Origin of the sequence: Stenotrophomonas sp. SMYL11 (genome assembly GCF_036320005.1) — a bacterium.
Taxonomy (GTDB): domain Bacteria; phylum Pseudomonadota; class Gammaproteobacteria; order Xanthomonadales; family Xanthomonadaceae; genus Stenotrophomonas; species Stenotrophomonas maltophilia_A.
The window spans coordinates 412,256-426,052 of record NZ_JAWIRS010000003.1; the positions used below are offsets into that span (position 1 = coordinate 412,256).

Consider the following 13,797-nt stretch of genomic DNA (forward strand, 5'->3'; position numbering starts at 1 on the left):
CTGTCCGGGCGCTGTCATCAGGGCGTGGCCGACCGCAGCGAAGCTGGGCACCTCCGCTCAACGCCCCTTGCCGCCATGCGCTACCGACTTGCCGTCCTTGATATCGCCGGAACCACCGTTGCCGACCCGGGCCTGGTCGCACGTGCCTTCGCCGAAGCGATGGCCGCCGCCGGCCACGCCATCGAGGTGGAAGACGTACGCCCGTTGATGGGCTACCCCAAGCCGCAGGCGATCGCGCGGCTGCTGGGGACCGCGGTGGATGATCCGCGCGTGGCATCGATTCATACCGACTTCGTGGCGCGCATGCTCGAGTGCTATCGCCATGCGCCGGGCATTGCACCGCTGCCGGGCGCCGAGGCGTTGTTCGACACGCTGCGCGCACACGGGATCCGTATTGGTCTGGATACTGGTTTCTCACGCGACATCGCCGAGGTGATCATCGAACGGCTCGGCTGGCACGATCGCATCGACGCGATGGTGGCCAGCGATGAGGTGCCGGCGGGCCGCCCGGCGCCGTACATGATCCAGGCACTGATGCAGCGCACCGGCGTCGACGATGCTGCGACGGTGGTGAAAGTGGGTGATACCGAAGTCGACATCAACGAGGGGCGCAATGCCGGCGTCGGCCTGAACGTGGCGGTCACCACCGGCGCGTTCACTCGCTCCGAACTGCTGCCGCATGGCCCGGACCACATCATCGACCATCTCGACCGCCTGCCGTCGCTACTCGGGCTGGTACCTTCCGGCACGGTCGCCGCTGCATGAGCCGGGCATCGCTGTGGGCGCGCCTGCAGGGGCATCCGCTGGCACTGACCGTGTTCGCCGGCAGTGCCGCGCTGTCCACCTATGCGTGCATGTATGCCTTCCGCAAACCGTTTGCCGCCGCGTCGTTCGATGGCCAGCAACTGTTCGGCGCCGACTACAAGGTGTGGCTGGTGGTGGCGCAGGTGCTGGGCTACATGTGCAGCAAGTTCATCGGCGTACGGGTGATCGGCGAACTGCGCACAGAGCGCCGCGCCAGCCTGCTGCTGGGCCTGATCGGCATCTCCTGGCTGGCCCTGCTTGGCTTCGCGCTGGTGCCGGCGCCCTGGAACATCCCGTTCCTGTTCCTCAACGGCCTGCCGCTGGGCATGGTCTGGGGCCTGGTGTTCAGCTATCTGGAAGGGCGACGGACCACCGAAGCGATGGGTGCGATCCTCGCCTCCAGTTTCATCATGGCCTCCGGCGTGGTGAAGTCGGTCGGCAAGTGGCTGCTGCTGCAGGGCGTGAGCGAGTTCTGGATGCCATTCCTGTGCGGCCTGCTGTTCCTGCCGTTGCTGCTGGTGTCGGTGCGCATGCTCGAACGTATTCCCGCCCCGGATGCCGCCGACCTGCGCGAGCGCTCGCCGCGGCTGCCGATGGACCGCGCGCAGCGTCGTGCCTTCGTGCGCCGCTTCCTGCCAGGTCTGGCGCTGATGATCCTGTGCTACGTGTGCCTGACCGTGGTCCGTGATTTCCGCGACAGCTTCGAGGCCGAGCTGTTCCGCGAGCTGGGCTACGGTGGCAGCGCAGGCGTGTTTGCCGCCATCGAAACGCCGGTCGCGTTCGCGGTGCTGGCACTGACCGCCGGCCTGACCTGGTTCCGCAACAACCTCAACGGCCTGATGGCGTTGCACGCGCTGATGTTCATCGGCTTGGCCACTGCAGGACTGAGCACGCTGGCGTTCCGTGAAGGCCTGCTGCATCCACTGGCGTGGCTGGGCTTGGTGGGCTTCGGCCTGTACCTGGCCTACGTGCCGTTCAACTGTGTGTTCTTCGAACGCTTGATCGCCACCTTCAAGGTCGCCGGCAATGTCGGCTTCGTGATGTATCTGGCCGATGCGTTCGGCTACCTGGGCAGCGTGCTGGTCCTGCTTGGCCACGAATTCTCTGGCTTGCAGCTGTCGTGGGTGCGCTTCTTCTCCAGTGCGGTCATCCATCTGTCGCTGCTGGGCGGTGCCTGCCTGCTGTTGTCCCTGCTGTACTTCCACCACAAGGCCCTGCGCCTGGCCCGCGTGCCGGCACTCGCCTCCGTCTGAGTCCCTCCCCCATGAAGAACACAACTGCCCTCGTGGTCGGTGCCGGCATCGTCGGTCTGGCCGTGGCCCGCGCGCTGGCCGTACGTGGCTGCAAGGTCACCGTGCTGGAGCGCCATGAACGCGCTGTCGGCGCCTCCATCCGCAACTTCGGCATGGTCTGGCCTATCGGCGTGCCCAATGGACCGCTGTATGAGCGCGCGCTGCGCTCGCGGCAGATCTGGCAGGAGCTGATCGACGTGGCCGGCCTCTGGCATGACCCGAGTGGCTCAATGCACGTTGCCCACGCCGACGACGAATGGGCCGTGCTGCAGCAGTACGCGGCGGCCAATGCGCAGCTGCGCCCGTGCCGCCTGCTGGACCGGGATGCGGCATTGGCGAAGTCGCCGGCGCTGGTCGCGCGCGAGCTGCGTGGCGCACTGTTCAATGCCGATGAGCTGGTGGTCGATCCGCGCCAGGCGATCCGTGCACTGCCGGATGTCCTGCGCGAGCGCCACGGCGTGCAGTTCCAGTGGCGCACACCGGTGACGGCGGTGGAGAGTGGCCGGGCGTGGTCCGGCAGCCGCCTGTTCGAGGCCGACCAGGTCTTCGTCTGCAGTGGCCCGGAGTTCGAGCAGCTGTATCCGGAGCTGTACGCGGCGGCGCCCCTGACCCGTTGCAAGCTGCAGATGCTGCGACTGGCCGCACAGCCCTCCGGGTTCCGCCTGGGTGCGGCCCTCTGTGGCGGCCTGTCGCTGGTGCATTACGCTGGCTTCCGCGAGGCCGCCGACGTTGCCCCGCTGCAGGCGCGCTACCAGGCCGAGCATGCCGACCTGATCGAGCTTGGCATCCACGTGATGGCCGCGCAGAACGGCCTGGGTGAAGTCACCATCGGCGATTCGCATGCCTATGCACATACCCATGACCCGTTCGACGAGCACGCCGTCAACCAGAAGGTGCTCGACTACCTGGCCCGCTTCATGCAGGTGGCCGACGCACGCATCGCGCAGACCTGGCACGGCATCTACCCCAAGCTGCTGGACGGCAGCAGCGAGTTCGTCGCCGAGCCGGCGCCGGGCGTGACCATCGTCAACGCCATCGGCGGTGGGGGGCTGGGCATGACGCTCAGCTTTGGCCTGGCCGAGGAACTGGTGGACGGTCGCTACACGGTACTACGCCGCGCAGCGTGAGGCGCTGCACTCGGCGGATGCAATACCCGCCGCGCTTTCGCTAGAGGTCGCTGCTGACCATCAGCTGCACCCAGTCACCGGCGAAGCAGGTGATGCCGAACTGCACCGGTTGCCCTTGCGGATCGACATTCAGCGAATGCACGCACAGCACCGGCCGGCGCGTCGATTGCCCGAGCACGCGCGCGACCTCGGCATCGGGCAGGCGCGCCATTACCGTGGTATGCCGGCGCAGGTAGTCGGTGACTCCGAACGCGGCCAGCGTGCGGGTCACCGACGGCGTGCGCGCGAACACCTCGCCCAGCCCCGGAAAGCGGGTGGCCGGGAAATAGGCTTCGCTGTGGTCCACCGTACGGCCTTCCACCTGGCTGGAATACACCACCCGATGCACACGCTCACCGGCGATCAGGCCAAGTGCGCGTGCGACCTGCCGACTCGGCACCTGCACCCGGGTATCGAGCAGGGTGTAGTGGCTTTCCACGTTCAGGTCATGCATGGCCCGGCCGAAGCGCGTGCGTCGGCCGATCGGGTAGTGGTACGGATGCTCCTGCACGAAGCTGCCGCGGCCGGTCTCCGTGCGCACATAGCCGCGCTCCTCCAGCGCCTCGATCGCACGCCGTACGGTGTGGCGGTTGACCGCGAAGCGCTTGGCCAGCACCTGCGCCGAGGGCAGCTGGTCGCCTTCCACCAGCTGGCGTTCGCGGATCTGCCGCAGCAGCGCCTGCTCGATCTGCTGCCACAGCGGCAGCGCCGAATCGCGCGGCGTCAGGGTCGTGTCGGTCATGGTCATCAAACCTCCATCTGCGGCTGCTGGACTAGACAGGTGCATTGCACGTGCAGGCATATCAACGCGTTGCGGTTGCAACGGCATGACACAGATGGCGGAATCCATGAGCGAACGCATCCTCGACAACCTGAAGCTGGTGCTGGCCGACGAGGTCGTGCACGGCCATGTAGTGCTGGACGGGCCCTGCATCCGCGCGGTGGGGCAGGGACGGGTGCGCCTGCCAGGCGCCGAAGACTGTGGCGGCGACTGGCTGATGCCGGGGTTTGTCGAGCTGCACACCGACAATCTGGAGAAACACCTGGTGCCGCGTCCTGGGGTGGCGTTTCCGGCTGGAGCGGCGGTGCAGGCGCACGATGCGCAGTTGCTCGCGGCAGGCATCACTACGGCCTGCGATGCGTTGGCGGTGGGTGACGTGGAAGCCGACAGCGTGCGTGTGCGTACCTTGCAGGCCGCGCATGCCGCGTTGGTCGAGGCGCGCCGCGCCGGCGGCCTGCGCAGCGTCCACTACCTGCACCTGCGTGCTGAGCTGCCGTATCCCGGGTTGCTGCCATTGCTGGAGCCACTGCTGGATGATCCGGCGGTGCGCCTGCTGTCGCTGACCGATCACACACCGGGGCAGCGCCAGTTCCGCAACCTGCAACGCTACGCGGCGTACTACGGTCTGCCGGCCGACAGGAAGACCGGTTACCTGGACGACCTGCTGCAGGCGAGGCGCGAGCAGCAAGCGCGCTATCGGCCGGCACACCTGCAACAGGTCCTGCGGTGGATACGCGAGCGCGATCTGTGCCTGGCCAGCCACGACGACACGGTGGCTGCGGATGTGGATGAAGCTGTGGCCTGTGGTGCGCGCATCTGCGAGTTCCCGACCACGCTGGAGGCCGCTGCCGCCGCACGTGCAGCCGGCCTGACGATCGTCGCCGGCGCACCCAACCTGGTGCTGGGCGGCTCGCATTCCGGCAACGTGGCGGCGCTTGAACTGGCCCGCGGTGGCTTTCTGGATGTGCTGTCCTCCGACTATGTGCCCGCCAGCCTGCTGCCGGCGCTGGGCGTGCTGTGCACCCGGCTGGGCTGGAGCCTGCCACGTGCGGTGGCCACGGTCAGCCATGCACCGGCGCGCGCGCTGAGCCTGCAGGATCGCGGTCGCATCGGCGAAGGCCTGCGCGCCGATCTGCTGCGGGTGCGTGGATCCACGCCGGACTACGTGGCCGAGGTCTGGGTGGCCGGCCGTCGTCTGCTGGCCCAGTAGCCGCTACGGCGCGAACACCTAGACAACTGCCCCGACCTGCCTAGTGGATGCCGCCTGCGCTTCACCGCACTGATCGAAAGTGGCCGCCATCGCCGTTCCCGCCGGAGCGGCCCACTTTCCCTTGCCGCCGCCATCGCCATGTCCACACTGCCCTCGCGCCACCCGCTAACCCTGGGCTTGCTCGCCCTGCTGCATGTCCCGCTGGCCGCCCAGGCTGCCACTTCGGCCGCGACCGATACCATGCCTGCCACCTCTGCCGTCGACCTGGATACCGTCACCGTGGTCGGCAGCATCGTCAATGGCGAGAAGCAGGCGCTGGATGCACAGCGCGAAGCCAGCCACCTGATGAACGTCGTCAGCGCCGACGGCATCGGCAAGCTGCCTGACCACAACGCGGCCGAGGCGGTGCAGCGGGTGCCGGGTGTGTCGATCGAACGTGACCAGGGCGAAGGCCGCTTCGTCGCGGTACGTGGCCTGCCGGCACAGTGGAACTCGACCACCCTCAACGGTGACCGGCTGCCGACCGCCGAAGAGGAAACCACCAGCCGTGCCACGGCATTCGATTTCTTCCCGACCGAGCTGATCGAGCGCATTGAAGTGAGCAAGACGCTGACGCCCGATCGCGAAGGCGATGCCATCGGAGGCCAGGTCAACTTCGTCACGCGTACCGCACCGACACGGCGCACCTTTGCCGCCAGCGTGGCCGGCAACTACAACGACAAGGCCGTCGATACCGGCACCAGCGCCAACGTGCTGTACGGCGACCGCAGCGCCGACGGCCGCTTCGGCTTCCTGATCAACGGCACCTACTGGAAGCGCCCGTGGGCGACCGACAACTTCGAGCCTCGCCGCAGCGCCGACGGCCTGGGCGTCTACCGGCTGGAGCTGCGCGACTACACCGGCGAGCGCACCACCCGCGGCGTCAACGGCGGCTTGGAGTTCCTTCCGGCCGACGGCCATCGCCTGTACGTGCGTGGCCAGTATGGCGAGTTGAGCGACGATGAGACCCACTACAAGCATCGCTACCGGTTCGACAAGGACCGCGTGGAGCTGCAGAACATCCACAACGAGCTGATCACCGAGTTCAAGACCTTCGAGTTCGGTGGCCAGCACACCTTCGGTCGCGGCCAGGTGGACTGGAGACTGGCCACCGCCGAGAACGACTTCCGCTACGGCTGCATTCCCACCTGTGCCGACAACGCCTACTTCGTGGTCCAGTTCAACCAGGGCAAGGTCGGCTACCAGGGCCTGCAGGACCGTGGTGTGGGCCGCAATTCGTACAACACCGTCGATGGCGGCAATGTTGCGGCCGACACCCCCGATACCCATCTGCCGCCTGGCTTTGCGATGGACCCGGGGAAGATGTCGCTGAGCACGGTCGAGCTGTACCGGGTGGCGATCAATGAGAAGGACAAGGCGGTCGCGCAGGTGGACTTCAGCTTCGACGCGAGCGACACGCTGACCTGGAAGATGGGGGCCAAGTACCGCGACAAGCAGCGCCGTGCGCGCTTCTCCGACGAGTTCTATGCATGGAACACCGCCACCGGTGGCCCGGTGCCGACCCTGGCCGACTTCCCGTTGATGGACCAGCCGGATCGCAGTGGCTACGACGTCGGCAATGGCCGTGACTACGCCCGCGATTTCTCGCAGGTGGTGCCGATGCAGGCACTGGCCGAGTGGTACCGGCAGAACAAGCAGCACCTGGTGCTGGTAGCGGGCGATTCGGCGCTGGTGGCCAACGGTGCAGCGCTGGGCCGCAACTTCGACGTGGCCGAGAAGCAGTACGCGACCTATGCGATGGCCACCTGGACGCCGGACGAACGCTGGGACGTGGTGGGCGGCGTGCGCCTGGAGCGGACCGCCACCGATGTGCGCGGGCTGGTGCTGGAGCGCGATGCCGATGGCAGCAGCGCTCTGGTGCCCAACCTGGGCCGCAAGCGCTATACCTCGGTGCTGCCGCAGCTCAACGTACGCTTTTCACCACGCAGCGATCTCAACCTGCGGCTGGGCCTGACCCGCAGTTTCGCCCGCCCGAACTTCGGTGACATCAACCCGGGTGGCTCGTTCATGGAAGCCGATGGCACCTTCACCTCCGGCAACGCCAACCTGGACCCGACCTATTCGGACAACCTGGACCTGATGGCCGAATGGTATGCGGGTCCACTGGGCCTGCTGTCCGGCGGCGTGTTCTACAAGAACATCAGCAATCCGGTGTTCCAGAGCAGCAGCACCGGCAGCTTCAACGGCAACTCCAACGTCACCTTCTACCGGCCCGAGAATGGCGACGACGCCAAGCTGTGGGGGGCCGAGTTCGCCTTCGTGCGGCGCTTCGATTTCCTGCCCGGCCTATGGAGCAACTTCGGCATCAACGCCAACCTGACCCTGATGGACTCGCGCATGCGCATTCCGGGTCGTAACGGCAACGTGCCGATCACCGGCCAGGCCGATCGCCTGTACAACGTTACCGTGTACTACGACGACGGCGCGTTCGCAGCCCGCCTGGCCACCAACCACAAGGGGGCCTACATTGAGTCGCACGGAGACAGCAGCCTCACCGACGCATGGTACGGCGCCAACACCTCGGTCGACTTCAGCGCTTCCTATACCTTTGATCGCTGGACGGTATTCGCAGAGCTGAGCAACCTCACCAATGAGCCGCTGAAGTACTACCAGGGCAGCCCGCAGCGCCCGCTGCAGGTGGAGTACTACGGTCGCCGCGCGCAGATCGGCTTGAAGTATCTGTTCCAGTAAGCCGTATGCGCGCCCTGTAGCATCGAGCCATGCTCGACTGCCGTCCCTGTAGAGTCGAGCCATGCTCGCCTCCGTGTGCTCTACAGTCACCGAACCAGCGTGACTGCCTGCCCGGCGCGCGCGAACGCTTCCTCAAGCAACGGGCCGGCCTTGATCGCTTCCACTTCCTCGAACAACGCCTGCAGCGCGTCGGCGGGGCGTGAGGCTGGCGCCGCTACCGCCTGCTGGATCGCGGTGAAACGGTCGGCCAGCACGCGGTGGCCGTGATGCGTCTGCGCCCATGCTTGCAGCGGTTGGCGTACACCGGCGGCGGCATCCAGATGCTGCTGATCGAACAACGTGATAGCGGCTGCCGACGTCTCTGCCCGCTCGATCGTGGCGTGGCGCAGTTCACGGCTCAGGAACAGGTCATAGGCCGCGCCACGCCCCACCGCGATGCGCAGCCCCTCGTGATCCAGGTCGGCCACCTGCTGCGCAGGGCTGTCCTTGCGCACCAGATAGGTGCCTTCGATCTCCACATACGGAGCACTGAAGGCAATGCGGTCGGTACGTGCCGGATCGATGGCCAGGAAGGCCAGATCCCAGCCGTCTTCGACTGCTGCGGCGACCACCGAGGCTGCGGCCTCGTGGCAGGTGAAGCGTGCCTGCACCCCCATCCGTTGCGCCAACGCGGTAGCCAGTTCCAGCGAGGGGCCGCGCGGTGAGCGCGCATCGCCCTGTGCCAGCACCGGGTTGCCCAGGTTGATCGCCACGCGCAGGAAGCCGTGCGGTGCCAGCGTACTTCGGTGGTCGGCCAGGGACATGCAGGACTCCACGGGGCAGGGGGGACGTCCAGCATGCCAGTGCTGCTGCGCAGGCGGTGTCAGCGTCCGGTTATCCTGCGCGGATGAATCCGATCCTGCATGTCGAGATCCCAGCCAGTGATCTGGCTCGTGCCATCACCTTCTACCAGCGGTGGTTGCAGGTGCGGGTGGACGAACCGATCCTGCTTCACGATTGCCGGATGGCCTACCTGCCGTTCGCCGATGAAGCGGCAGGGGCCAGCATGGCGCTGGTGCAGGGGGCGGACTACCGGCCATCAGAACATGGCGCGCGCATCTACATCGGGGTCGATGACCTTGATGCCAGCCTCGAGCGAGCCTTGCAGGTTGGAGCAGAACTGCGTTTCGGCCCCGCTGATGCCGGTGGCTGGCGCGTGGCCGAGATCCGCGACAGTGAAGGCAACCGTATTGCGTTGCAGGCGCGCACAGCGCCGTAACGTCAACGCTGCGGTGCGCGCATTTGTAGAGTCGAGCTTGCTCGACTGATTCTGACGTCGCCGTAGATGCATCAGCCGAGCAAGCTCGACTCTACAGCGTCGCGGCGCGCGAGCGCTGCAGCCAGTCGTTGATCGCCGGATCCAGCCGAGGGTCGTCCGGTAGCTGGATGCCGAAGCGCTGCTGCAGCACGTCGCGCACATCACCCACATCATGCAGCGGACGCTTGTCCGGTGCCTGCCCGGGGCGGTACTCGGTGTAGTTGCCGCTACCGATGGTGCGGCGCCAGTCCGGTCCGGTCAGCGACGCGCGCAGCTGGCCGGGGAAACTGGAATCGGGATGGGTGCATACGTACCAGTTGCCCACCACGTTGTCGATCGGCGCCGGCGCCTGCAGATCGAAGCGGTACATCGCCCGCCAGCCGCCACTGGACTCGGCGGAGAGCACGAAATCTCCGTCGCCGGGCAGCCGCTGCAGCAGATAGCGCTCGTGCGGCGTGGGCTGTGGCTGCGCATCGTGCAGGCGCAGAGGTACGGTCGGGGTCAGGCTGCCGAAGCCGGCGTCCACCAGCCAGTCATCATCGTCCACGTGCACACGCAGCAGCAGGTGGGTGCGCGCCGTGAGCTCGCCGTCCTGTGCCGCCAGTAGAACGCGTGCGCTCAGTGGCTGTGCATCGAAGCCCAGCGCCTGCAGCAGCGCCAGCAGGCCGCCGTTGAGTTCGAAGCAGTAGCCGCCACGGCGGTCATCGAGCAGCTTGCGCTGCACGCTGTCCAGGTCGATCGGCACGGCATCGCGCAGCAGGCAGCTGAGGGTCTCGAACGGCAGCAGTGCGTTGTGGCGCTGCTGCAGCAGGGTCAGGCCGGCCAGGGTCCGCGGTGGCGGCGCATCCAGCTGCAGGCGCTGCAGGTAGCGTGGGACATCGAGCGTCGTCATGGGGGCACCGGGCGGGGAAGGGAGGTCCACTGTGCTCCCCCAACCGGGGTTGAGGTCAAGCGCGGCGGCGCGGCATAGCGTCAATTGGTGCTGGCTTGAGAGAGGAGGGCTCTGGTTTTTTTGCCTCGGGGATTGGGATCAAAAGAAACTCATTACGCTCATTAGGCTGGAAAACTTTCTCAATTGCATCGTAGCTCTGCAGAGGGAACAGGGACACGCGCGTTGTGAAGGCGCCCAGTACTGCGACCGGAACCCCCAGAACGATTCCCGCCCAAGAGCCATGCATTGCGGAAAGCAGGCCTTCAACCCAAAGCACGCTGCCGAACAGATAGAAGATCATGCCAGTAGCGCCGGCAGCGTATCGCCAGCGGCGCTCTCGCTTGGGCATGTGAAATTCAATGCCGGCGCCATCCATGCTGCGCCGTGCCAGTGTGCTTATGCCCCTGATATGACGCCATTTGATGCTTGGCGAGTAGCAGCGCATGAGGCTGAAGTAGGCCCGGCGCTCTTCGCGCCCGACCAGGAGGCCATAGCGCCCTCGAAATGCCTCCTGCAATGTGGATTCCTTTACCCAACTTGCTTCCAGATCATCCTCTGAATGATCCGCGATCTTCAGCAAGTACTCGCGATCCCGGTGCTTTGACTCTCTCCAGCGGTGGAAACTGTCCATAGGAGGACCGAAGAACCAGCGCACGATGGTTGCGAGGACAACTATGACAGTACCGATCCCGACAGGGATGCCAAGCGTCTGAATCTGACTCAGTACCGTGCTGCTGAGCATGGCTGCAGTTGCTCCGAGGTAGTTGTGTGAAACGTAGTTCTATCAGTCGGGATTCTCAGGAGATGAGAAATGGAGATGTTCTCTGTCATCGCATCGTCGCTTGTTGCCGGTACAAGAAGCGAGATCGGATCCGCGACGAAAATTAGACTTAAAGTTTCTCCTAATACGGCCGATACAGGTGCGTCTTTCCGCCTGGAGTCTGTCATGTCGGCCGTTGTTCCCCACCTCCGGTCCCTGCGCACGCGTATCGCCACGTTGCGCTCGGCGTCCCCCGGCCTGCTGCTGTGGCTGCAACCACACCGGCTCAGCGTGGCCAACAAGCTCAAGGCGACCCTGTGGGTCTGTGGCCTGGGCCTGGTGGCGATCGCCGCTGTCTACGCATGGACTGGCCATGCCAACGCACTGGCTGCGCGCAGCCAGGCCAGCTACCAGCGCGGCAGCGATCTGGCTGCCAGCCTGTCTACGCGGGTGGCCGAAGCGCGCCGCCTGCAGACCCAGTATGCACGCAGTTTCGATGATGCTGACCGCAGCCAGCTGCTGGCTACACAGAAGGCCTTGCAGGCCGACCTGCAGGCGCTTCGCGCAATGCCGATGGATGCCGGCCGGCGCAAGGCGCTGCAGGCGCTGACCGAAGCGGCCGACGCGTTCTCGCAGGGCGTGGCCGCCCTGTTCGAACGGGTCGACGAGATGGGTCGTGGTGAGGCCGGCCTCGCCGCGCAGCTGCAGCAGGCCGCCGACACCCTGCAGGCGCAGGTGGATGCGCAGCAGCGGCCCGCACTGGCGCTGTCCCTGCAGAAGATGCGAAGGCAGGAGGCCCTGCTGCTGCTCGACGGTGATTCCGCTCACGCCGACCGCGCCAGCGAGGAAAAGCTGCCGTTCGACCTCGCGCTGGCGGGCCTGCCTGCGGATGCGCAGGACGCCCTGCGCACCGGGATGGAGGCGTATCAGGGCGCCCTGCTGGGTTACACCGCCGCCCGCGTCGGTCTGGACGTGGAGGCGCAGTCGCTGCTGGATACCGCTGCTGGCGTTGCGCCGGCGCTGGCTGCCTTCCAGCAGGCACAGGTGGCGGCGCTGGCCAAGGCGCAGGCGCGCCAGCAGGCCGGTGCGCGCACGATGAGCGTGCTGTTCGCGCTGACTCTGCTGCTGGTCGCTGGCGTGCTGATCACCAGCCTGGTGCTGGTGCTGCGTGCGGTGCGCCAGCCGATCCAGGACACCCTGCGTTTCGCCAGCGATATCGCCGACGATCGCTTGGACACCACATTGCGTGTGTACAACGCCAACGATGAGATCGGTCAGCTTGCCCAGCGTCTGGTCGACATGCAGCAGCGCCTGCGCGCGCGCATCGAGACCGAGCGCGCCGTGGCGCGCGGCAACACCCGGGTGCGCCAGGCACTGGACAGTGCGCAGACCGGCCTGATGGTGATCGATGCCGAAGGCCTGGTGGCGTACGCCAATCCGGCGCTGCTGGAGCAGCTTGAACTCCGGCTTGAAGATCTGGTGGGGAGCGATGCGGTGCGCCTGCATCCGGCACTGGCCAGCCTGGTCGGCGTGCGACAACGCGAGGAGCGCGAGATCGGTCATGCCGGTGTCCGCTACCAGTTGATCGCCAATGCCATCACCGACGAAGAGCATTTCCTCGGCGTGGCGGTGGAATGGCGCAGCCGCGCGCTGGAAACGCTGCTGGAAACCGAAGTGGCAGCCCTGGTCGATGCCGCCGCACAGGGCGACCTGCACGGTCGCATCGCGCTGGAGGGCAAGCAGGGCTTTGTGCGTACGCTGTCGACCAGCATCAATCGCCTGTTGACCACCTTTGAGACCAACCTTGGCGATCTGCAGGCGCTTCTGGCCGCGCTGGCCCGCGGTGACCTCAGCGTGCGCATGGAAGGTGAACTGCAGGGCGTGTTCGCACGCATGCGCGACGATGCCAACGCCACTGTCGCGCAACTGGGCCGCATCGTCACCCGCATCCAGCAGGCGACGTCCAGCCTCGATACCGGTGTCGGCGAAATCGTCGCCGGTCATCACGACCTGTCACAGCGCACCGAGCAGCAGGCGGCCAACCTGGAAGAGACCGCGGCGTCGATGCATGAGCTGACCGACACCGTCGGCCGCAATGCTGACGCCGCTGGCCGTGCGGATGCGCTGGTCAAGGGCGCGGCGGCAGTGGCCCAGCGCGGCGGTGAGGCGGTCGGCCAGGTGGTTGCAACCATGCATGGCATCAGCGAAGCCTCACGGCGGATCGGTGACATCACCCAGCTGATTGATGGCATCGCCTTCCAGACCAACATCCTCGCGCTCAACGCGGCAGTGGAAGCGGCGCGCGCCGGAGAGCAGGGCCGCAGCTTCGCCGTCGTGGCTGCCGAAGTGCGCCTGCTGGCTCAGCGCAGCGCGGAGGCGGCCAAGCAGATCAAGGGCCTGATCGAGGACTCGGTGGCGCGTGTGGGCCAGGGCAACCAGCAGGCCGAACAGGCCGGCATCACGATGGGCGAGATTGTCGGCAGCGTGCACCAGCTGGCGGACCTGCTGGCCGGAATCCGCAGCGCGTCGCAGGACCAGCATGCCGGCATCGCCCAGGTGAACCAGACCATCGTGCAGATGGAGGCCAGTACCCAGCGCAACGCCAGTCTGGTGGAAGAGGCGGGGGCCTCGACCGCGCAGATGCAGGCGCAGGTGCATGCCCTGGCCGAAGCGGTGGGTGCGTTCCGCCTGCTGTCGATGCCCCAGGCGCGCGCTGCGGCCTGATTCTGCTCCGGTAGTGGCCGGGGGGCCGCCGCCGGGGGAGAAACCGAAGCCCCCCCCCCCCCCCGCGCCCCCGGGGGCCGC

Annotated in this window: 11 protein-coding genes; 7 read left to right on the top strand and 4 right to left on the bottom strand. The window is 66.7% G+C overall.

Annotated features, from left to right (window positions below; all coding sequences use genetic code 11):
• The first annotated feature begins 75 nt into the window (after positions 1 to 75).
• Genes V3B46_RS08755 through V3B46_RS08765 form a run of 3 tightly spaced genes read left to right on the top strand, consistent with a single transcriptional unit; the run spans position 76 to position 3,223 of the window.
• Positions 76 to 765, top strand: coding sequence for an HAD-IA family hydrolase (locus V3B46_RS08755; protein ID WP_329891694.1), 690 nt, complete (start codon positions 76 to 78; stop codon positions 763 to 765).
• Positions 762 to 2,057, top strand: coding sequence for a DUF5690 family protein (locus V3B46_RS08760; RefSeq protein WP_154264593.1), 1,296 nt, complete (start codon positions 762 to 764; stop codon positions 2,055 to 2,057). The genes V3B46_RS08755 and V3B46_RS08760 overlap by 4 nt, the downstream gene beginning before the upstream one ends.
• Before the next feature lie 11 nt (positions 2,058 to 2,068).
• On the top strand, positions 2,069 to 3,223 hold the full coding sequence (locus tag V3B46_RS08765; RefSeq protein WP_229655255.1) for a TIGR03364 family FAD-dependent oxidoreductase: 1,155 nt from the start codon (positions 2,069 to 2,071) through the stop codon (positions 3,221 to 3,223).
• A gap of 40 nt (positions 3,224 to 3,263) precedes the next feature.
• Here the strand turns inward: V3B46_RS08765 and phnF are convergent, their stop codons facing one another.
• Entirely contained in the window at positions 3,264 to 4,004 is a 741-nt protein-coding gene (gene phnF, locus V3B46_RS08770; protein WP_329891695.1) for a phosphonate metabolism transcriptional regulator PhnF, read from the bottom strand.
• 106 nt (positions 4,005 to 4,110) lie between these two features.
• Here phnF and V3B46_RS08775 point away from each other — a divergent pair, with 106 nt between their 5' ends.
• Both V3B46_RS08775 and V3B46_RS08780 read left to right on the top strand, forming a co-directional pair.
• The gene (locus V3B46_RS08775) at positions 4,111 to 5,253 is read left to right on the top strand and encodes an alpha-D-ribose 1-methylphosphonate 5-triphosphate diphosphatase (RefSeq protein ID WP_329891696.1); all 1,143 of its coding nucleotides are present in this window, start codon (positions 4,111 to 4,113) and stop codon (positions 5,251 to 5,253) included.
• A 240-nt stretch (positions 5,254 to 5,493) separates the two neighbouring features.
• Entirely contained in the window at positions 5,494 to 8,004 is a 2,511-nt protein-coding gene (locus tag V3B46_RS08780) for a TonB-dependent receptor (protein WP_329891697.1), read from the top strand.
• Between the two features lie 86 nt (positions 8,005 to 8,090).
• Here the strand turns inward: V3B46_RS08780 and V3B46_RS08785 are convergent, their stop codons facing one another.
• A complete protein-coding gene (locus V3B46_RS08785; protein WP_329891698.1) occupies positions 8,091 to 8,807 on the bottom strand; it encodes an ABC transporter substrate-binding protein in 717 nt (238 codons plus the stop codon).
• An 83-nt stretch (positions 8,808 to 8,890) separates the two neighbouring features.
• On the opposite strand from V3B46_RS08785, the gene V3B46_RS08790 reads away from it, so the two are divergent.
• Complete coding sequence (locus V3B46_RS08790; protein WP_329891699.1) at positions 8,891 to 9,262, top strand: VOC family protein; 372 nt, start codon at positions 8,891 to 8,893, stop codon at positions 9,260 to 9,262.
• Between the two features lie 91 nt (positions 9,263 to 9,353).
• Here V3B46_RS08790 and V3B46_RS08795 read toward each other — a convergent pair whose 3' ends face one another.
• Together V3B46_RS08795 and V3B46_RS08800 are read right to left on the bottom strand one after the other, a co-directional pair.
• A complete protein-coding gene (locus V3B46_RS08795; RefSeq protein WP_329891700.1) occupies positions 9,354 to 10,193 on the bottom strand; it encodes an arylamine N-acetyltransferase family protein in 840 nt (279 codons plus the stop codon).
• Positions 10,194 to 10,248: 55 nt separating this feature from the next.
• Positions 10,249 to 10,974: a hypothetical protein gene (locus tag V3B46_RS08800; protein WP_329891701.1), complete on the bottom strand. Its 726-nt coding sequence runs from the start codon at positions 10,972 to 10,974 to the stop codon at positions 10,249 to 10,251.
• A gap of 204 nt (positions 10,975 to 11,178) precedes the next feature.
• On the opposite strand from V3B46_RS08800, the gene V3B46_RS08805 reads away from it, so the two are divergent.
• A complete protein-coding gene (locus tag V3B46_RS08805; RefSeq protein ID WP_329891702.1) occupies positions 11,179 to 13,716 on the top strand; it encodes a methyl-accepting chemotaxis protein in 2,538 nt (845 codons plus the stop codon).
• Positions 13,717 to 13,797 lie beyond the last annotated feature (81 nt).